The organism is Bowmanella denitrificans (assembly GCF_039522935.1).
Taxonomy (GTDB): Bacteria; Pseudomonadota; Gammaproteobacteria; order Enterobacterales; family Alteromonadaceae; genus Bowmanella; species Bowmanella denitrificans.
In genome coordinates this window covers 49745-70493 of record NZ_BAAAEI010000015.1, presented here as the reverse complement: position 1 = coordinate 70493, position 20749 = coordinate 49745, and the positions used below count along the sequence as shown (strand labels likewise).

Below are 20749 nucleotides of genomic sequence, written 5' to 3'. Positions count from 1 at the left end.
TTGCCAAAGTCACACTGATTTAGGTTTTGGCGGGCTTAACAATGACGCTAATGCTGAAGTCTGTTAAGGGCAGGTGGTTGTGGCCAAGGTGCCATTCAAACTAACAGCCTGTTGTTGTTTCGACAATAGTTAGGTTCAGCGGCGCGACACTGTTGCCGGAAGCAATTGAGATCTTCGTGATTGTAGCCTGGTAAGGCACTTTGTGGTGGGCAACCTGTTGATGGATAAAGTAAAAGTGATTGGCGAAGGCGACCCCATGCAAACAGTGGGTAGCGGCCTTCTATCCGTGCGATTGGCCGTATTTTAGCCATCATCAGGTTTTCATCACATAAATATCAGTGCCAGTGATGTCGTCATGTTCTGCGCTTCGATAGCTTTTGCTGACTTAACAAGGAGCATGCTATGAAACTGCGATCACTGGGGGGGCTGCTGGCCCTGACAATCACCTTATTTACTCTGTCAGCCTGTAGTTCGTCTGACAAAAGCGGAACCTCACCTTCACCCGTCGCACCGGAGAGTCCCGATGCCCAAACCATTCAGCTGGGTGACCGCACATACTTATTGGCGCTGCCGGACAACTTCAGCCAGAGCAAGGCTTATAAACTGCTATTGGCCTTTCATGGCTCTGGCGGTGACAGCGCCGGGATGCGCAGCCTCTCGCGCTTTGAACGGCATAGTTCAGACTATATTGTGGCCTACCCCAAATCCAAAGAAGTGGAGTGGAACGAAGGTTGCGATTGCAATATTGCCCATCGCAAAGGGGCGGATGACTTAGGCTTTATTGAGCAGATTATTGCAGATATCGGCCAGCGTTATACTATCCAGGAAGGCGAAGTCTATGCTGCAGGCTTTTCCCAGGGCGCGTTATTTGCCCAGAATGTGGCTTGTAACTTAGGCCATAAGGTAAAAGCCATCGCGGGTGTTGCTGCGCCGATGTCCAGGCAACTGGCCCTGAGTTGTGCCATGCAGAAACCGGTTTCTATTATGATGGTGCATGGTAAAGCCGACGGCGTATTGCCTTATCAGGGCAGTACGCATGCTAACTTCGGTCTGCTATCCAGCCCAGATGCCATCGCCAGATTAGCGGCACTCAACTTCAGTCTGCCGAATCCGATGCTGAAAAACCTGGGCCCAAATGTCGACCTGATTCACTACAGCAATGGTAAGCAAAAAGCCCAGTTAGTTAGTATTAAAGGTGGCGCTCATACCTGGCAGTTTGCCGGGTTTGATACCACCACCAGGATCCTGGCCTTTTTCGGTGCGCTGGAGCAGCCTGAGTTACCCGAGCATTCGCAACTTATTGAGGTAGAGGGGCAAAAGTTTCATGTGCGGGCTCTGGGATTGTCGAATGATGGCCCGGCTATCGTGCTGTTACCAGGGTTTAACTATAACTACTCTGCAGATTCAGCCTGGTTTGCACTGCTGCAGCCCTATCTGGCGAGGCATTACCGGGTGTATAGCATGGATCGTCTGGGCAATGGCTTTAGTGACGCCAGTGAAGAGGTGAGCTTCGGCCGTGTTGCTCAGGATTTAAACGGCATTCTAAACGCATTGAATGAAAAAGAACTGATTGTGGTGGCCTTTTCCAATGCCAGTATCAGTGCCAGTCAGTTTTACCAGCATCATCATGCCGATATTAATCTGCGCGGCATGTTATGGATTGACCCGGATATTCCGTTGCCCAATTCTCTGGCGCTATACAAAGGCTACCCCGCTGACTGGTACCTGGCCAATCTGGATGCCCTGTTACCGCATCTTGCCGCAGGCAACTGGACCGAGCGCACCTGGCAGAAACTGGTGGTGGAAAGAGAAGAAGTGGCCGCCTTACTGCCTGAACAAAGTGCTGCGCTGATGGATTGGAACTTCTTTGACGTACTTAGCCAGCAGCGCTTGCTGGTTGGTCATCAGCAAACCCGGGCCAGAGAGATTGCTGGTTATAGTGCCGATTTGGATGCCTATGCCGCTTTGCCTCTGCCTGCTTCTGTGCCTGTCAGCGTGATTGATTCTGACTTTGAAGAACAGGATATTCAGAATAATCCGGATAACGCCAAAGCATTGCGTTTGTGGCAACAGGAAGGCAGCGCCTGGAGCAAACAGTTGGCCGAGTTTTCCGGTGGTCAGTATATCAGCCTGGAACAGGCCGATCATATGGTGATGTTTCAGCACCCCGAGGTGATTCAACAAGCCATCGACTGGCTGGTGGCGCAGGGGCAGTAGTCATTCAATTTTTTCACCACGAAAGGCACGAAAGTCATTATCGCAGAGCCGCTGAGGAGCAAAGAACGCAAAGTGTTCGATAGCTTATATGCTGGGCTTTTGTGCCTCAGTGGTGAAGATTTATCTGCGCAAAAGTATAAAAACCACGGAGGCACAGAGATCACGGAGTGGTTGATGGGGCTAAATGCTCTGCGTGCTGTTCTTTGCGCCTTTGCGTCTCAGCGAGAAGTATTCAGGTATCGGCCAAAGGCTAGTCCGTGCTTTTCGTGTAGTTCGTGATCTGCTTCTTATTTCTACCACGAAAGGCACGAAATACAGGGGACTTTCTCGCAGAGCCGCTAAGGAGCAAAGAACGCAAAGTGTTCGATAGCTTATGTGCTGGGCTTTTATGCCTCAGTGGTGACTATCCATTTGCGCAGAAAGATTAAAAGCCACAGAGGCACAGAGAACACGGAGTGGTTGATGGGGCTAAATACTCTGCGCGCTGTTCCTTGCGCCTTAGCGTCTCAGCGAGAAGTATTCAGGTATCGGCCAAAGGCCAGTTCGTGTGGTTCGTGCTTGATATTTATGGCTGGTAACCTCAGTGAATTTGAGCGGGTGCCGGGGTTGCGAACTGAGAACTGGCTTGCGTCACTGGGATAAAACGGTTTCTAATACCACAACAGACAAGGACAGTGCTTCTCAATACTGGCTATGCTTGGCAGTACCCTGAGATTGGGGCATATCATTGGTGATAACAAAAAATAAATACTACAGCGAACTTCTGGGCTATGCCCATAAGCTGGCTTGGCATGCCGATGAAGCCGAGGATCTGCTTCAGACCGCGCTGCTCGCGGCGGTCGAGACAGGCCGAACGGATATGTCTTGTGTGGATAACCGCCGTTGGTTAATGGGCGCTATTCGCAATCAGTCTGCCTTTTGTGCCAGAACGGCAATAAGACGACGAAAGCGGGAAGCCTCCTTTGCCTATTTGGGCGATGTCCAAACACAGAGCGAGGTATCCACCACGTGCTTTGTTAACACCTTACCTGCAAGCCTTAAAACGACCGCGCTGCTGGCCTTGACCGGGCACACCAAGGCTGAAATTGCCTGGCTTCTGCGATTGTCCGATGCGGCACTGCGCCAACGTATTGTGCAGATTAAACGGCGCTGGCGTCTGTTCGACGGCAGCCATGTATTGGAACTTAAAGGTTTAAAAAGCGGGTTGGCGTTTGGCCGGATACGCCAGGCATTGCTCAAACTGCCTGGTCGGCAACATGTCACACTAGCCAGTCATGATCCGGACGGACATCTTTTTATGCTTGGCTCACAAAATGGCCCTGCGCGGCAACATAGGGTGATATCAACCCAAAAAGAGGAAAAAGACAATGTTTAGTCAAAGTAAAATTGGCGCTATCTGTTATTACGTAAACGACATTGAAAAGACCGAAGCGTTTTACCGCGACGCGTTGGGGCTGGACATTCAGAGAATGGAAGGGGAAGACGGTGATTGGCTATTAGCTAAAACTGCCAATGAGGTGGAACTGCTGTTTTTTAAACAGGAGTCGCGACCAGGCAACAGCCCCATTATTGTGTTTGACCTGCCCGATGGTGGCATTGATGATATGGTCGCCGCTCTGTCGGAAAAAGGTGTCACTATCGTCACGCCGGTGAGTCATGCACCTGGTGGCTGGTCTGCTGAAATTGCTGACCCGGATAATCATCAGATATCTATGTATCAGTCTGATGGGGTGCCGCGTCGGCTTAAGTGAGTTTTTTTGTTTAGGTAGTGCTGAGTGATCGTTCTATCACTTGGCGGGCAAGCCGGGCGTACTTTGGTGCGCTTGGCTTTGCCTTTGGGCCAGCGAGAGCTGTTTCATCTGGTTCCTGATACCACTACAGGTAAAAAATCTGTTTCACCACGAAGAAGCCTTTCTCGCTGAGTCGCTGAGAGCTCAGAGCAACTGAAGCAGTATATACCTCCGCGCGCTTTTCTCTGCGCCTCCGCGTCACTGTGAGAGGTATTCTAAGATCGGCCGAAGGCCGGTTTGGGCCTTTTCGTGATAAAGAAATAATTGCCTGTAAAATGCTTGATACATGACCTCCTTGTCTTTTATGACGTGCCCTCCATGGCACGCCAGTCCCATTTACAACAGACGTCCTGCCTGTTGCCCTACGGGCCAGCGAAAGCTGTTTCATCTGGTTCCAGACCAGATTGTCTTTACTGCGCGGTAAAGAAACGAGACGCAAAGACCAAATTTTCAGGAAAAATTTGGGACAGCTTTATGCTGGTCCGAAGGAAAAGCCACAGGGACGTGGCTTTCAAAGCGCGCCCGCTGGATTCCCAACTACGTCAGCTCAGGGCACTACTAAAAGGCGGTCGTGAAAACGTTTTGATTTACGGCTTCCTGCCTTCAATCAAAAGTCCACTTCGGGCATCCTCTGCCCTCTCGATGGCATCTGAATTTGCTGCGCGCTCTCGCAAATTCCGGGCGATGCCATCCCAGACGCGTCTTCCACTCAATTTTCTCCCAGCAAATTGCCCGCCTTTTAGCAGCGCCCTGAACCGACCGGGAATTTTAAGCGGGGGATAAAGCGGCTCGGGCCGCTTAAGGGCATCATCGATCTGTTTGAGAAAAACATGTGCTACATAAAACCTGCGAATTTTTGACTATCGCAAGTGCGAGGATTGCGGCGCATGTGCCACCTTGTGATAACGACTTTAAACTGTGTGTTGATAAAGTTTCAGATGCAAAGCCGTATAACAGCAATGGTACGGAACAAGTCCGTCTTTCCCCGGCACTATCTTGGTGAAACCTAAAAAAACTCATGCTAGGCAAAGGCTTATAGGCATGCTAAAAAATGAACATGTAAAAGTGCGGCGAAGCGCCGTCTATTAAACTGTTATGACAAGAAACAACTAATGGGTGGCCCTTAGCTTGGATAAGTTAGAAGAAATACTACTTGCGGTGGAAAGAAAGGAATCATTGCCCGTCAGTCACACTCATTGGCCTGTTGTCCGTCTGATTTCGTTTAGAACTTTCAATCGCTCGGATTATCAACGTATTCGTTGGTTTCAGAGTATGATCTCTGAGCAATTTCGAATACAGCTCGTAGCTGTAGGTGGCGGGTATGGCTGCACAAAAATATCGTTCGCTGTTAAAGCTCGAACAGCAGCTGAAGCTCAGCGCTTTATTCTTTCAATGTTAGGGTCGGAAGAATTTCGGAGTTTAGGTGTTGAAGCAGAGTTTCGGGTGGCAATTTCAGACGAGCCATACATTCGAAGTGACCTGAAAACCGGAGAGCTTGAATTAAGTGAAGCGGCAAAAATTCAACAAATTGTAAACGTAATGGCTCAGGAGGTAATGCTTATGGGAAATGATACGAATATTACAAAGATAGAGGGTGGTGTTAGTAACTCAAACCTAGCCATCGGATCTGGAAATAACACGCTGCAATTAAATCATCAGTCAGAATCCAAGGCTCTAGTTGAACTGCTGCGAGATATGCGTTCGGTAGTGGATAATGACTCAAGCATTAGTCCTGCTCAAAAGCAGGAAGTTAACGAGCAAATCGAAGCTGCCACCGAAGAAGCAAAAAAGGAAAAACCGAAAAAGTCACTATTAAAATCTTACGCGGAATCTCTTAAATCTATCGAGAGCATTTCTTCATCTGCAAAGAAACTGCTGGTTCTCTTGGGTGTTGTTGCATAACAATGCCTTGCAGCCGACCCACTTTCCGCTACTTCCCTTCGGTCATTCGCTCCAAGCGGTCGGCTGAAGGCAGACGTTAGCAGATCACCATGCGGCACCTGTTACTCCTTCTATTGTTTATCTGCGAATTGGGATGGGCTTGCTCACAAAACTATCTTGAGGGATGGTCCGCTGAGGACAAGTTTCTCCTAGCCGTTGAAGAAGCAGAGTTGGTCTTTGTTGGAAAAGTGGTTAGGTTATACCGTCAACCAGGGCAAGCAGACCTTGTGAAAGGTTACACAGGTTTTGTGTTTGAAGTACAAGAAGGAATCAAAGGAAACCATTCAACCTTTATTGATGCCACACTAACACCGCAATGCGGCATCAATGGTTTACCCTGGTTTGAAGAAGACCAATATTGGCCTACCGAAATTGGCCAGAGGTTTGTGGTTGCTGGGAGAAAACGGGAAAATGAAATTGCTGTTTTTGCTGTATGGCACTATCAAGAAGGCGAACCTCATATGTATAGAGTGAGAATTTCTGCAAACAAAAAAATTACAACGAACTAATAAATATTTGGTTTAGTTTGCAGTGTTTAAATGTTTAATTAAGAAAGAACACGTCTTATAAAAAGGATTGTTATGAGTAAGAAAACAGCTTTTTGGAGTATATGGTCTGTTTATTCGGTTTTTATGATCGGATTCTTCTTTGTTATTGGTGAATTAGAACAAGTAGATGCAGGGAAAGCGATAATACTAACATCAATCTTAATAATATCAGCTATCCCCATTTATTATTGGGTGAAAAAGAATGATGATTTTTTCTAAGCCTGGCTTCAGTAATGATAACGAAGCTGGGCAATTAAAATAGAATCATCCTGGGCTTTATAAACTATTCTATGTTCATCATTAATTCTGCGCGACCAATAGCCTGACAGGGCATGTTTTAGTGGTTCGGGCTTGCCAATTCCCTCAAAGGGGTCTCGGGATATTTCCTTTATCAGCAGGTTGATCCGTTTGACTATTTGCTTGTCGGTTTTTTGCCAATATAGGTAGTCTTCCCATGCGTGCTCGGCAAAAATTAGCTTCACTCAGAAAGTGCCCTTTCTTTACCATTGCCTTGTTCCAATTCTGCGACAGACTCAATTAAACGGCGTGCATTCTTGGGGCTTCTAAGAAGGTAAGCGGTTTCTTCAAGCGCTTGGTAGTCTTCCATCGAGATCATTACCACTGCGCCTTCACCTTTGCGGGTAATGGCTATGGGGGCGTGGTCGGCACAAACTTGCTCCATTGTTTTAGCAAGATTGCTACGGGCAGTTGTATAGCTGATGCTATTCATATGTAACCTGTACATGTACATGAATCTGTACGTATATTGGTCGGGTCAAATCACTTTGTCAACAGATGAGTCTTTGCTGTACTTCATTTCGGTGGCTCACTTTTTCTATCACGAACCTTCTGCAAAGATGCGTTGTCACCGCAGAGACGCAGAGGTCACAGAGAAAACAAAACCTCAAATAGACGCTAGTTCACTCCGTGTTCTCTGTGCCTCTGTGGTTTTTATACTTTTGCGCAGATAAATCTTCACCGCAGAGGCATAGAAGCCCAACGTATAAGCTATTGAAAACTAAGAGTTCTCTGCGCCTCTGCGGTGAATTATTGTTTAAACGGTCAGGACCAAATTAAACGTCCGTTGTTGGTATAGCAGAAATAACCAGAATAAGTCAGCAAGCTCTCCCCTAAGCGGTCCTGGCCGCTTTGACACCTGATACGTTACAGGGTACATTCAAGGTATGATTCGAAGTTTCAAACACAAGGGCTTGGCAAAATTCTTCAAGTCCGGCAGCACTGCAGGGATTCAGGCCGCTCACGAAAGGAGACTTCGACTGATTCTCGGTAGGTTGAATGCAGCGTTGAACGCTAAAGATATGGACTTACCCGGTCTTCGCTTGCACGAACTTTCTGGTAATCGTGCCGGAATCTGGTCAGTAACTGTCAGTGGTAACTGGCGGGTGACCTTTAGGTTCGAAGACGGAGATGCCGAGATCGTGAACTACGAAGATTATCACTGAGGTACCACCAATGTTAATGCACAACCCGCCGCACCCAGGTGAAGTATTGCGAGAGCTTTGTCTTGAGCCTCTTGGCCTTTCTGTTACTGCCGCAGCAGAGGCATTAGGTGTTAGCCGTAAAACGCTGAGTGCCGTGTTGAATGGCAAGGCTGGCATCAGCCCAGAAATGGCGGTCCGGCTTTCTATCGCTTTCGATACCTCGGCAGAAAGCTGGTTAATTCAGCAGTCTCAATATCAACTTTGGCATGCCGAACAGCATCGCAAAGAGCTTAATGTGAAGAAGCTTGTTGCAGCCTGACGCGGCCCAAGCTGCTTTATCCTCCGCAAAAAATGCGTTGTCACCACAGAGACACAGAGGTCACAGAGAAAACAAAACCCCCAATATAAGCTAGTACAAACTCCGTGTTCTCTGCGCCTCAGCGGTGAATAATGGCTTCGGCAAAGATACGTTGTCACCGCAGAGACGCAGAGGTCACAGAGAAAACAAAACCCCAAATAGAAGCTAGTTCACTCTGTGTTCTCTGTGCCTCTGTGGTTTTTCTAAACTAATGCATACCCAAGACAAAAAATGCCGTTCACCAAGTGAACGGCATTTCAAACAATCCGGCTCCCGGCAGGGAGCAAAAATCAATGCAAAATGCGGGTCTTAATCGTGCCTTCAATTGTCATTAAACGCTGAAACGCCTGGTCAGCGTCATCAGAGTCCACATCAATTACCACATAACCAATTTCAGGATTGGTTTGCAGATACTGGGCGGCGATATTGATATCCATCTCGGCAAAGGCCTGGTTGATCTTGGTCAGCACGCCGGGAATATTGCGGTGCACATGCAGCAGGCGTGAGCGGCCGCGATGCTCCGGCAATGATACTTCCGGGAAATTGACCGCCGACAGGGTAGAGCCGTTGTCGCTATATTTAGCCAGTTTACCGGCCACTTCAATGCCGATATTTTCCTGCGCTTCCTGAGTAGAGCCACCCACATGTGGAGTCAGCAGTACATTATCCAGGCCACGCAGCGGCGACATAAATTCTTCGTCATTGGATTTGGGCTCGACCGGGAACACATCAATGGCAGCACCGGAGAGCTTTTTCTCTTTAATGCTGTCGGCCAGGGCATCGATATCCACTACCGTACCGCGTGAAGCGTTAATTAAAATCGCCCCCTGCTTCATGGCATCCAATTCGGCCGGGCCTATCATATTTTTGGTTTGTGGGGTTTCCGGCACATGCAGGCTGATCACGTCTGAGGTTTTCAGCAATTGATTCAGGCTTTTGATCTGGCGGGCATTGCCCAGTACCAGTTTGTCTTCGATATCGTAAAACTGCACGCGCATACCAATATGCTCGGCCATAATGCTGAGCTGGGTGCCGATATGGCCGTAGCCGATAATGCCCAGGGTTTTGCCGCGCGCTTCAAACGAACCCACCGCACTTTTGTCCCAACCGCCGCGATGACACTGGGCATTTTTCTGCGGAATACCGCGTAGCAGCAGCAGAATTTCGCCTAGCACCAGCTCCGCTACCGAACGGGTATTAGAGAAGGGCGCATTAAACACCGGAATACCACGGCGCTGGGCGGCATCTAAATCCACCTGGTTGGTGCCGATACAGAAGCAGCCAATGGCCACCAATTTCTGCGCGGCATCAATCACCGACTCAGTTAGCTGAGTGCGGGAGCGGATACCGATAAAATGCACATCCTGGATTTTTTCAATAAGCTCGGCTTCGGGAAGGGAGGTCTTCAGGTATTCGATATTGGTGTAGCCGTTGGCTTTGAGGGTTTCCAGGGCGCTTTGGTGCAACCCTTCCAATAACAGAATACGGATCTTGTCTTTTGGCAGTGACACTTTGCTCATCGAACTTTCCAACTTGGTTTGCGTGCTTTGGGATTGAATGGCGCAGGCTTGATACCGGCCTGTTCATTCTGCTTAATAGGCGTCTGGACGGCTAAAATAACAGAACTGAATGCTTTGGAAAAGGGAATTTTGCTGCGTTTTCGGCCAGCGCCCAGGGCGCCGGCATAATCCGGCTCAGAGTTGCTTGACGCCACCTGCACCTGCAACCAGCACAATATCGGCCCCGCGCCGGGCAAATAGGCCATTGGTTACTACCCCGGCAATCTGGTTGATCTGGCCTTCCAGTTCCACCGGATTGAGGATGGTCAGGTTATGTACATCCAGAATCACATTGCCATTGTCGGTTACCACACCCTGGCGCCAGACCGGATCACCGCCCAGTTTGACCAGTTCACGGGCCACATAGGAACGGGCCATGGGGATCACTTCCACCGGCAGCGGGAATTGCCCCAGTACATCCACTTGTTTACTTTGATCAACCACGCAAACAAAGGTTTTTGCTACTGCCGCGACGATTTTTTCCCGGGTCAGGGCGGCGCCGCCGCCTTTGATCATATGTTTATGCGCGGTGATTTCATCGGCGCCATCCACATAGATATCCAGGCTATCAACATTGTTGAGCTCAAATACTTCGATACCCAGGGCTTTCAGTTTGTTGGTGGAATCTTCAGAACTGGATACCGCACCTTGTACTTTGTGCTTTATATTACCCAGCCCTTCAATAAAGTAGGCCACGGTTGAGCCCGTGCCGACACCCACAATGGCATCGTCTTGGATAAAATCCAGTGCGGCCATGGCCGCGGCTTTTTTTAGTTCATTCTGGTTCATGGTTCGGTCCGGCTTTTTCAGCTATGGCTATATCATCCCTGAATGTTATTGGCTTTGGAAATGAAAGATTTTGTCGGGCGTTATAATTTTATGCATAGGGATATCCCAGGGCTGCACGGGTAAGCTATCGCATTGCTGGCAGTTATGTGCCAGGCCCACTACCTCTACATTGGCTGGCTGGCGCTTAAGCGGGGCCAGGGTGCGATCATAATAACCGCCACCCATGCCCATACGATTGCCCTGCTGGTTAAAGCCCACCAGTGGGGTAAACAGCATATCCAGTTGACCAACCGGGCACAGGCCCGGACATTCCAGGCGAGGCTCGGCAATACCATAGCGATTGGCAATCATCAGGCTATCGGCCTGATAGCGCATAAACAGCAGGTTGCCGGCACAAAAAGGATGCAAGACCGGTAAATACACAGCTTTGCCTGCTTTCCAGCAATGCTGAATGACTTGTGCAGGGTCCAGTTCGCCGTCATTAGCCAAGTACAGGGCCACATGGCTGGCCTGTTGAAAGGATGCCAATCGCTGGCATTGCTCAAGCAGAGCGGCGGAGGCCTGCTGTTGTTGTTGCGGGCTTAATGCCTGGCGCTTGCGACGCAATGCCTGGCGCAGGGCCTGTGGATTATGCGTATTCCTTAGCTTCAAGCCTGTCTACCAGTAGAGAAATAATGGCCTGTTTTTCCATGGGTTTGCTTAAAAAGTCAAGTTCGGCGGCCTGCTGCTGCCCGGCAATATCACGTAAATGCAAATCCGCAGATAACATTACTACGGGCAGCTTGGGATGCTTCTTACGCACCAGGCTGGCGGCTTGCAAACCGTTCATGCCGGGTAAATTCATATCCATAAACACCGCGTCAGGTTCGAACTGTGCCATTAATTCAAAGGCCTGCTCGGCGCTGTCGGCCAGTAAACAGAGCAGCCCCAGACTGCTGAGCATGGCTTTGGCCACTTCCTGATTTATCGGGTCGTCTTCAACCACCAGTATCTGCTGATTTCTGTAAGCTTGCGGCAGCTCCAGCACCGAATCACTGTTTTTGCGTATCGCCAGTCGCAGCGGAAACTGCACTTTAATTAATGTGCCTTTGCCTGGTTCGCTCAGCAACTGCAAACGGCCTTCCATCAATTCCACCAGGGCTTTGGTAATGGACAAACCCAGCCCGGTGCCTTGTTTGCGGGCCGGGCTGTCGGCTTGCTCAAAGCGTTCAAACAGCCGTGCCTGATCTGCCTCAGCAATCCCTATGCCCTGATCTTTTACCGCCACCAACAGGTGCTCTTTGTTAACATGCACTTGGGTGGTGATGGATTTGCCGCTGGGAGTGAATTTAATCGCATTGGACAGCAGATTGGTCAGGATTTGCCCAAGCTTTTCCATGTCCATATGCAGCCACTGGGGGAGCTGCTCGTCCAGGCATAAGTCAAACGCTAAACCCTTCTGATGGGCCTGACCGCTTAACATGCCGTGTACCTGTTGGAAAAACAATCTGGCGTTAAAATCCTGCCGATGCAGTGGCATCTTACCGGCTTCCACCTTGCTTAGATCCAGCACATTGTTAATTTGTGCCAGCAGGCGCTGACCACTGAACTGAATGTGTTGCAAATGTTCACCAAACTGTTCACCCATCTGACCGGCGGCAAGCTGTTCCTGCATTAGCTGGCTAAAGGCCAGAATGGCATTCAGCGGGGTGCGTAACTCATGGCTCATATTCGACAGAAAGTCGGTCTTGTACTGATTGATACGACGGATATCTTTAAGTTTGCGGCGCAGCTCCATCTGCGAAATAACCGCCCGGCCCAGACTTTCCAGGCCTTGCCTTTGTTCCTGAGTCAGGGACTTGGGCTGATCGCTGATGGCGCAAAGGGTGCCGATGGCATGGCCCTGCGGGGTAACAAGCTGGGTACCGGCATAAAAGCGGATATGCGGCGGGCCGGTGACCAGCGGATTATTGGCAAAGCGTGGATCTTGCCGGGCATCCGTTATTTCAAACAGCTCTGTTTGCAAGATTGCATGGGCACAAAAAGCGATGTCCCGGCTGGTTTCACAGGCCTCGACACCGACTTTGGCCTTAAACCACTGCCGGGACGGGTCCACCAGGCTTATCAGAGCGATGGGGGTCTGACACAATTGGGCGGCCAATTTCGCCAGGTCGTCAAAGGCCTGCTCAGCATCAGTATCCAATATCTCATAAGCAGCCAGCGCCTCGAGGCGCTGCTGTTCGGTATCGGGTAGCCGGGCTATTTGCATCCATGTCTCAAATCAGGTCGGTTGCACTAATCCTAGACGCTTTAACAACGGATATGCAACCAGGGCATTTAACCTGTGGGATCTGGGTTTATTTGCCAACCCAGATCCGCCAGATGCCCTTAGCGATTCAGTCTGGCATCCAGGCTTAGCTTACCGCCACCCAACAACATCAGGGCTAGAAAGCCACCGCTGATGGACAGGTTTTTGTAGAACATCAGAAACTGGGTTTGATCAGCCAGATCCAGATGGAAGATAAAGGCCGATGCCAGGGTGAACAGCGCCAGGGCCAATGCCACCAGGCGGGTTTGAAAGCCAATCAGCAGGGCCAGCGCGCCACCGACTTCGGCGACAATCACCAATGGCAACAAACTGCCGGGTACGCCCATGGCGTTCATCCAACCGGCTGTGGCTTCATATGCACTGATTTTACTGGTGCCAGCCAGGAAAAACAGCGCGATAAGCAGGACCCGGGCGGTGAGGTTAATAACAGCACTAAAGGTCGCGTCGTGATTAAAAGTCAGGATTTCAGTTTTCATATTTAAGTCTCGTTAAGTGGTGTTGACGAGAATTATATTAGTCCGTAATAAAAGAATTTAAATTACTTAAAAACGGGCTTTGAATTCTAAAAAATAGAATTATATTTTGCCGCAGCTTGTCCTGGCTTCGGTTAAGCTGATTATTCGGCTTGCCAGGCTCTTGTTTATGAAAGCTAACGATAGGTGTTGTCTTGGTTTATTGGCGCTTTGTTTGCTGCTGGCCAAAGAGGCCATGTTGGAATTGTGGAACAGGGCGTCCACTGCAAAGAAAGAGGGCGTCTCCCAAAATGCCGCTGCCCAGAATTAGCCCTAGAACCGAAAAGTTCAGGGCGGGAGTATCATCACTACCGTAGGCTTCTCGGTACCAGCCGAGCCTGCACAAAAGCAGCCGAATCAACTCCCTATGATGATAGCATCGGCCAGGGACGTTACTGAACTGGCGAACACCTCAGGAGACAAACCGGTTGGCAAACCCGCAGAGCGGATTTACCGAATTCTTCAACATCCTGTTGTGAATTTCCCTTAACAGAAGAGTGCGGCTGGGCGCATGAATCGCGCCTGGATTATTGTGGTTATGCCAGCAAGTGCATCTCAATGCCTCATTATAGGCCCGGTCCGCACAGGAAAACCAGCCCAAACTGTTCGACTGGCGGTTTAACCAACGAATCGATCACTGTCTGTGCAGTGTGGCTGGCGCATGGCCTGGCGTTGCACTGTTTTGCCTGGCTGAATGGGAGTAAGATAAGGCTAACAATTCACAATAGGTGGAACGGGTTTGAATAACCTTAATCAAGTTTTTGACGAACTGACAGCATTGTTGGAACAAAATGGGGTGGCCAGTGATGCAGCCGAAATTCAGGGCATACTGACCGGGATGCTGGCTGGTGGCATGGCCACTGACAGCAAGGAGTGGATGGCAGCGCTGGCGGATTTTACCAATCAGGGTGAGCCGTTACCCGGCGAGGTAAAAACCGCTATTCAGGCGCTTTATGATACCACCTGCCAGCAGTTGCAGGCGGCAGACTTCTTGCTGAATTTATGCTTGCCCGACGATGCTGCGCCGATTAATGACAGAGGGCAGGGGCTGGTGAACTGGGTACAGGGCTTTATGTTGGGGTTTGGCCTGCACCAGGCAGATCTGAGCCGTTGCTCTGATGATGCCAAAGAGGCACTGGAAGATTTCGCCGAGATTGCCCGCATGGACGAGGAAATGCCGGATAATGAAGACTCTGAGCAGGCCTTGTTCGAAGTGATGGAGTACGTGCGTATGTCCGCCATGTTGTGTTTTAACGAAATGGGCAACGCGACGGTACAGGCCAATAAGTCGAATAAGACACTGCATTAATATGATTGCCATCCAAGAATATGCTGTGCGTCGTCAGCAACTGCTGGCACAACTCGAAGACAATGTACTGTGCATTGTGTCGGCGGCCAGGGAAGTGACACGCAGCCGCGACACCGAATTTCCTTTTCGTCAGGACAGCGATTTTTATTATCTGACCGGCTTTAACGAACCTGATGCCGTGCTGGTGATGGAAAAAAGCCAGGGGAAATCCGTCAGTTTGTTGTTTTGTCGTGAGCGTGACCCGCATGCCGAGATCTGGCATGGCCGCCGTTTGGGGCCAGAGCGTGCTGTAGCGGCGCTGGGGGTGGATGCAGCGTTTACCTTATCGCAGTTGGAAGAGGAAGTGCTGGTCCGTGCCAATGGCAAGTCCCGACTGGTTTTTGCCCAGGGCGCCGATGAGGCACTGGACAACATGTTATTCAGTACACTGGCCCAGCTGCGTAGTGCGCCGAAGAAAGGCTATATCGCCCCAAAGCTGATGCAGGATATTCGCCCTGCGGTGCACAGTCTGCGACATATTAAGTCTGCAGCGGAAATACAGTTAATGCGCCGCGCCGCAGAGATTTCCTGTCAGGCCCACATACGCGCCATGCAGTTCTGCACCCCCGGCCGGTACGAATACCAGCTTGAAGCTGAATTGCATCATGAATTTGCCATGCAGGGCGCCCGTTATCCGGCCTATGGCACTATTGTCGGCAGCGGTATCAACGCCTGTATATTGCACTACACCGAAAATCAGGATGAGCTGCAAGCGGGCGATCTGGTGCTGATCGATGCTGGTGCCGAACTGTGCGGATACGCCGCCGATATTACCCGTACCTTTCCGGTGTCGGGGAAGTTCAGTCCTGAACAGGCGCTGCTTTATCAACTGGTGTTGGATGCACAATTGGCGGCCTTTCAGCATATTCATCCAGGCGGTACCTTACCCCAGGCCATGGATGCTGCAGTGCGGGTTTTAACCCAGGGTTTGATCCAGCTCGGTATTTTGCAGGGCGAACTGGAGGACAATATACAGTCTCAGCACTACCGTGATTACTTTATGCACGGTATCGGCCACTGGCTGGGACTGGATGTACATGATGTGGGCGATTACAAGCGCGATGGCGAGGACCAGCCGCTTGTTCCAGGCATGGTGCTGACCATCGAGCCCGGTTTGTATATCAGCGACATGGCTGAGGTTGAGGCAAAATGGCGGGGTATTGGCATTCGTATTGAAGATAATCTGCTAGTTACCGCAGACGGCTATGAGAATCTGACCGCCGCCTGCCCCAAACACATAGCAGACATTGAAAGGTTAATGGCGACAAGGTGACGGAACAACGCAGCGAACTGGACATCATCATTGTTGGAGGCGGGGTCGTGGGCTGTCTGTTGGCCCGTGCGCTCAAACACACAGATCTGAAGATTGGCATCGTGGAAGCCCGGGCCTATCAGCCACAACAAGGTCACCCCGGTTTTGACAGTCGTACTCTGGCTCTGGCCCGCCATTCGGCCCATTACTTGTGGCAGTTGGGTTTTAAACCGCAACTCAGCCAATTTAGCACGCCTATTCAGAGCATTAAAATCACCGATCAGGGGCATCTGGGGCAGTGCTATCTGGACAGTCAGAGCCAGGGTATTGAGGCACTGGGCTATGTGATCAGTCAGCAGCAACTGGGGACCATGCTGTATAGCGCGCTGCAATCACAAGACTTGCAGTGGCATTGCCCGGATAAGATTGATGCCCTGCGTTTAGCGCAGGACAAAGTAACCCTTACGCTGGCATCGGGCCAGGTCCTGAGTACCAGCTTGCTGGTGGTGGCCGATGGCGGTGACTCACCTACCGCCAGGTTACTTGGGGTAAACAGCAACATTGAGGATTATGCTCAGGTGGCGCTGGTGGCCAATGTGGAATGTGAATTACCACACAAGCAGCGCGCATTTGAACGTTTTACCGAGCATGGTCCACTGGCGTTATTGCCTATTGGGGAACGCCAGGCCGGGTTGGTCTGGAGTCTGGCTCAGACGATGCAGGACGATTTTGCCGGGCTGACTGACGAGGCCCTGCTGAGCAAGCTGCAACAGGCCTTTGGTTATGATCTGGGGCGTTTCACCCGGATTAGCCGCCGAACCTTGTATCCGCTGCGCCTGGTGACCAGCGAAACCAACCTGCTGCATCGTTGCCTGATTTTAGGTAATGCCGCCCATACCCTGCATCCTATTGCTGGTCAGGGTTTTAATCTCGGTCTTAGGGATGTCGAGCAATTGGCCGCCATATTGGCCAGTCATACGGGCCAGGATCCTGGCATGTTCAGCCTGTTGAACCAATATCACCAGGCGCGACAGGGCGATCAGCGTAAAGTTATCGGCCTGACCGATTCATTGGTGCGGCTTTTTTCCAATCAATATGCACCGCTGGTAGTAGGACGCAATATGGGCCTGAGCTTGTTGCAGGGCTGCCAGAGTGTGAAAAATCTGCTGGCCTGGCAGGCCATGGGGTATGCGGAGAAACAAGATGCGTGACCTGGACCTGATTATTGTTGGGGGCGGTATGGTAGGCCTGGCCCTGGCGGCGGCTTTGAAAAACAGCGCCTTATCGGTGTTGGTGATAGATGAACATCTGCCCCTTAAACCCTTGTCACGCCAACCTGAATTGCGAGTCAGTGCCATTAATCAGGCCAGTGAAAATCTGCTGCGCCGCCTGGAAGTCTGGCCGCGAATGCAAGACATGCGCCTGCAGCCGTATAGTCATATGCAGGTCTGGGAACAGGACCGTTTTGCCCGTATCGACTTTGACCATCAGATGTTACACCAGGCCCATTTAGGCCATATTGTGGAAAATCAGGTAATGGTCAATGCCCTGTGGGAATCCTTGCTGGAAGCCGACAATATTGAACTTAGCGCCCCTATGGGCATCACCGAGTGGCAACAGAATGAACAGGGCGTGGAGGTGCAATTGCACGATGGCAGCACTTATACCGCGCGTTTACTGGTGGGGGCCGATGGTGCCCATTCAAAACTACGTCAGCAAGCCGGGCTGCCGCTCAGCTTTGCCGACTATCAGCATAAAGCTATGGTCGCCACAGTGCGCTGTGAGCGGCCTCATCAGCAAGCGGCCAGACAGATTTTTACTCCCCACGGCCCGCTGGCATTTCTGCCCCTTTATGAACCGGATTTGTGTTCCATCGTCTGGTCGGCCAACACCCTTGAGGCTGAGCGGCTGATGGCGCTGGATAAGCATGCATTTGCCCGCGAACTTACCGCCGCTTTTGATGCCCGGCTTGGCTGTTGTGAGTTGCAAAGCGATCGACAGGCCTTTCCCCTGACCATGCGCTACGCGCGCCAATGGCTGAAAGACAGACTGGTGCTGGTGGGCGATGCAGCCCATACCATTCATCCGCTGGCCGGACAGGGTGCCAACCTTGGCTTGATGGATGCGGCGGCGCTGGCCGAGCGGCTGCTGCTGTTATGCAAGCAGCAGCAGGATATCGGCCTTAGGGTTAATTTACGGCCCTATGAGCGCTGGCGTAAGGCGGAAGCGGTCCAGATGCTGGCGGCCATGGCCGGTTTTAAACTGTTATTTGATGGCGCCAATCCAATGAAAAAGCTGATGCGCGGCTTGGGCATGAACTTGGTGGATAAATTACCTTTGGCAAAGCACCAGGCCATGGCACTGGCCGCCGGACTACGTGGTGAGCTACCGGCGCTGGCCAGGCCGATAACCTGAGCGGTTTTTCTGCTGACCGCCAAGGATGGCGGTAGTGCAAATCACGCAGGAGCAGTTATTTGCCCATCCATCCCTGGATATCGCCGTTCTTTCGCATCCATGCGATCACGGCATACGCCCGCCAAGGATGGCGGTAGTGCAAATCACGCAGGAGCAGTTATTTGCCCATCCATCCCTGGATATCGCCGTTCCTTCGCATCCATGCGATCACGGCATACCATCCATCCCTGGATATAAAAGGGTTCCCGTAGGAACCCTTTATTTTACTCTTTTGGTGCGCGATCGCGTCTGGGGCGATCACCGCGAGGTTTATCCGATCTGGGTTTGTCAGATCTGGGCTTGTCAAAACGAGGCTTATCACGACGTGGTGGCTCATCTGACCATTCACGCAGATTCATACGCTGACCGGCCACTCTGGCCTTTTGCAGAATCTGACGGATCTCGGCAGGCATTCCCTGGGGCAAATCAACTGTGCTGTAATTGTCGTAAATTTCAATGGCGCCAATATGCTTGCTTTCAATCCCGGCTTCATTGGCGATAGCGCCGACAATGTTGCCTGGTTTGACACCATGGGCATGACCCACTTCCAGCTTGAAGCGCTGCATCCCTTCATCCGGGGTGCTGCGACGACGTGGGGCACGTTCACCACGCTCTGCTCTGTCACCACGACCACGGCCTTCACCACGATCGTCACGGTCACGGAATTTAGCGCCGCGCTCAGGACGATCGCCCCTTGGGGCGCGTTCAGACAGATCCGGGCGATCGGTTTCTTTCAGTAACAACGGCTCTTCACCCTGGGCAATTTTGGCCAGTGCCGCCATCAGCACTTCCGGAGTGGCTTCGGTTTCGGCCTGAATGGCTTCGATAATAGGGATCAGTGATTCAATACTGTCGTCTTCCATGGCTTCCACCACGGCTTGCTTAAAGCGCTTCAGACGCTGCTCGTTAAGCTCTGACACAGATGGAATTGGCATGGACTCAATGCGCTGGTTGGTGGCTTTCTCAATAGCGAACAACAAGCGCTTTTCACGATGCGAAATAAACAGAATGGCATCGCCTTGACGGCCAGCACGACCGGTACGGCCGATACGGTGTACATAAGACTCTGTATCGTAAGGGATATCAAAGTTGATAACATGGCTGACCCGTTCTACGTCCAGACCGCGAGCAACCACGTCTGTGGCGATCAGAATATCAATCTTGCCGTCTTTCAGCCTTTCTACCGTGCGCTCACGGGCATTCTGCGGAATATCACCATTCAGTGGCTCGACCGCATAGCCGCGTGCTGCCAGTTTTTCTGCCAGTTCCAGGGTGGCGGTTTTGGTGCGTACGAAAACAATCACGCCGTCAAACTCTTCCACTTCCAGAATACGGGTCAGGGCCTCCAGTTTGTGATGGCCTGCTACCTGACAAAAACGCTGGCGAATGGTACTGGCGGTGCTGACTTTAGATGCAATTTTCACCAACTTGGGATTCTTCAGATAGTTGTTGGTGATATTACGGATACGATCCGGCATGGTAGCTGAGAACAGCGCGGTTTGGCGCTCTTTCGGCGCATGGCTCAGGATCCATTCCACATCGTCAATAAAGCCCATGCGTAGCATTTCGTCAGCTTCGTCCAGCACCAGGAACTTCAGCTTATCCAGTTTCAAAGTGCCGCGCTTGATATGGTCGATAACCCGGCCCGGGGTTCCCACCACCACCTGCACACCACGCTTGAGAGGGCGGATCTGGTTGTCGTAAGACTGACCACCATAGATGGGCAATACCTTGATTTGGCGGTTGAAACTGGCATAGGTATGGAAGGCTTCAGCAACCTGAATGGCCAGTTCCCGGGTGGGCGCCAATACCAATAACTGTGTGGTGCTGTCTTCAGGATCCAGTCGTGCCAGCATCGGCAGGGCAAACGCGGCGGTTTTACCGGTACCAGTCTGGGCTTGTCCCAGCAGGTCATGACCTTCCAGCAATAAAGGAATACTTTCAGCCTGGATGGGGGACGGTTTTTCATACCCCACTTTTTCCAGGGCCTGGAGCAAATGCTCAGGCAGGTTTAAATCTTTGAAGCTGATGTCTGTGGTGCTGGTCATCTGGGATCCTGATAGGTGGCGAGGCAAAAAACTACTGCTGGGCCGACTGCAAAAGCGCAATTATATTAGATCAGCGGAATTTACACCACGTTGATGGTGAATTTATAGCAATTAAGCTGTTGTGGGGGGGTGTAATGTCGTTGCAATAAAGGTGCAACCGCAATAGCCTAGGCTTTTTACCAT

Annotated in this window: 20 protein-coding genes and 1 other RNA gene; 12 read left to right on the top strand and 9 right to left on the bottom strand. The window is 51.0% G+C overall.

Features of this window, described 5'->3' with window-relative positions; genetic code table 11:
- Positions 1-402 precede the first annotated feature (402 nt).
- The 6 genes from ABD028_RS13910 (at position 403) to ABD028_RS13885 (ending at position 6715) form a co-directional block, all read left to right on the top strand.
- A complete protein-coding gene (locus ABD028_RS13910; protein ID WP_343845685.1) occupies positions 403-2217 on the top strand; it encodes an alpha/beta fold hydrolase in 1815 nt (604 codons plus the stop codon).
- 730 nt (positions 2218-2947) lie between these two features.
- Complete coding sequence (locus ABD028_RS13905; RefSeq protein ID WP_343845683.1) at positions 2948-3592, top strand: RNA polymerase sigma factor; 645 nt, start codon at positions 2948-2950, stop codon at positions 3590-3592.
- Positions 3585-3968, top strand: coding sequence for a VOC family protein (locus ABD028_RS13900; protein WP_102797465.1), 384 nt, complete (start codon positions 3585-3587; stop codon positions 3966-3968). The genes ABD028_RS13905 and ABD028_RS13900 overlap by 8 nt, the downstream gene beginning before the upstream one ends.
- Before the next feature lie 1167 nt (positions 3969-5135).
- Positions 5136-5909 carry a hypothetical protein gene (locus ABD028_RS13895; RefSeq protein ID WP_343845681.1) on the top strand — a complete coding sequence of 258 codons (774 nt, stop codon included), beginning with the start codon at positions 5136-5138 and terminating at the stop codon, positions 5907-5909.
- An 89-nt stretch (positions 5910-5998) separates the two neighbouring features.
- Positions 5999-6457 (top strand): hypothetical protein, encoded by a 459-nt coding sequence (locus ABD028_RS13890; RefSeq protein WP_343845679.1) that lies wholly within the window; start codon positions 5999-6001, stop codon positions 6455-6457.
- Between the two features lie 72 nt (positions 6458-6529).
- Positions 6530-6715, top strand: coding sequence for a hypothetical protein (locus ABD028_RS13885; RefSeq protein WP_343845677.1), 186 nt, complete (start codon positions 6530-6532; stop codon positions 6713-6715).
- Between the two features lie 8 nt (positions 6716-6723).
- Here the strand turns inward: ABD028_RS13885 and ABD028_RS13880 are convergent, their stop codons facing one another.
- Complete coding sequence (locus ABD028_RS13880; protein WP_343845676.1) at positions 6724-6978, bottom strand: Txe/YoeB family addiction module toxin; 255 nt, start codon at positions 6976-6978, stop codon at positions 6724-6726.
- Entirely contained in the window at positions 6975-7226 is a 252-nt protein-coding gene (locus ABD028_RS13875; protein ID WP_343845675.1) for a type II toxin-antitoxin system Phd/YefM family antitoxin, read from the bottom strand. Before ABD028_RS13875 ends, ABD028_RS13880 begins: the two co-directional genes overlap by 4 nt.
- Positions 7227-7680: 454 nt before the next feature.
- Between ABD028_RS13875 and ABD028_RS13870 the strand changes: the two genes are divergently transcribed.
- Positions 7681-7959, top strand: coding sequence for a type II toxin-antitoxin system RelE/ParE family toxin (locus ABD028_RS13870; RefSeq protein WP_102797461.1), 279 nt, complete (start codon positions 7681-7683; stop codon positions 7957-7959).
- A gap of 10 nt (positions 7960-7969) precedes the next feature.
- A complete protein-coding gene (locus ABD028_RS13865) occupies positions 7970-8257 on the top strand; it encodes a HigA family addiction module antitoxin (RefSeq protein ID WP_343845674.1) in 288 nt (95 codons plus the stop codon).
- A gap of 329 nt (positions 8258-8586) precedes the next feature.
- On the opposite strand, the gene serA is transcribed toward ABD028_RS13865, so the two are convergent.
- From serA to ssrS, 6 genes are all read right to left on the bottom strand, one after another.
- Positions 8587-9816, bottom strand: coding sequence for a phosphoglycerate dehydrogenase (gene serA / locus ABD028_RS13860; protein ID WP_343845672.1), 1230 nt, complete (start codon positions 9814-9816; stop codon positions 8587-8589).
- Positions 9817-9990: 174 nt separating this feature from the next.
- On the bottom strand, positions 9991-10644 hold the full coding sequence (rpiA, locus tag ABD028_RS13855; RefSeq protein WP_343845670.1) for a ribose-5-phosphate isomerase RpiA: 654 nt from the start codon (positions 10642-10644) through the stop codon (positions 9991-9993).
- A 45-nt stretch (positions 10645-10689) separates the two neighbouring features.
- Positions 10690-11295: a 5-formyltetrahydrofolate cyclo-ligase gene (locus tag ABD028_RS13850; RefSeq protein ID WP_343845668.1), complete on the bottom strand. Its 606-nt coding sequence runs from the start codon at positions 11293-11295 to the stop codon at positions 10690-10692.
- Positions 11273-12892, bottom strand: coding sequence for a hybrid sensor histidine kinase/response regulator (locus tag ABD028_RS13845; protein ID WP_343845666.1), 1620 nt, complete (start codon positions 12890-12892; stop codon positions 11273-11275). Before ABD028_RS13845 ends, ABD028_RS13850 begins: the two co-directional genes overlap by 23 nt.
- A 119-nt stretch (positions 12893-13011) precedes the next feature.
- On the bottom strand, positions 13012-13428 hold the full coding sequence (locus ABD028_RS13840; protein ID WP_102797454.1) for a DoxX family protein: 417 nt from the start codon (positions 13426-13428) through the stop codon (positions 13012-13014).
- A gap of 275 nt (positions 13429-13703) precedes the next feature.
- Positions 13704-13886: non-coding RNA, 6S RNA (gene ssrS, locus ABD028_RS13835), on the bottom strand.
- Between the two features lie 317 nt (positions 13887-14203).
- Here ssrS and ABD028_RS13830 point away from each other — a divergent pair.
- From ABD028_RS13830 to ABD028_RS13815, 4 genes are read left to right on the top strand one after another with little or no spacing between them, the layout of a single operon-like run.
- Positions 14204-14773 carry a UPF0149 family protein gene (locus ABD028_RS13830; RefSeq protein ID WP_343845665.1) on the top strand — a complete coding sequence of 190 codons (570 nt, stop codon included), beginning with the start codon at positions 14204-14206 and terminating at the stop codon, positions 14771-14773.
- A 1-nt stretch (position 14774) separates the two neighbouring features.
- Complete coding sequence (gene pepP / locus ABD028_RS13825) at positions 14775-16085, top strand: Xaa-Pro aminopeptidase (RefSeq protein ID WP_343845663.1); 1311 nt, start codon at positions 14775-14777, stop codon at positions 16083-16085.
- Entirely contained in the window at positions 16082-17275 is a 1194-nt protein-coding gene (gene ubiH, locus ABD028_RS13820; RefSeq protein WP_343845661.1) for a 2-octaprenyl-6-methoxyphenyl hydroxylase, read from the top strand. The genes pepP and ubiH overlap by 4 nt, the downstream gene beginning before the upstream one ends.
- Entirely contained in the window at positions 17268-18479 is a 1212-nt protein-coding gene (locus ABD028_RS13815; RefSeq protein WP_343845659.1) for an FAD-dependent monooxygenase, read from the top strand. Before ubiH ends, ABD028_RS13815 begins: the two co-directional genes overlap by 8 nt.
- A 263-nt stretch (positions 18480-18742) precedes the next feature.
- Here the strand turns inward: ABD028_RS13815 and ABD028_RS13810 are convergent, their stop codons facing one another.
- A complete protein-coding gene (locus tag ABD028_RS13810) occupies positions 18743-20566 on the bottom strand; it encodes a DEAD/DEAH box helicase (protein WP_102797449.1) in 1824 nt (607 codons plus the stop codon).
- Positions 20567-20749 lie beyond the last annotated feature (183 nt).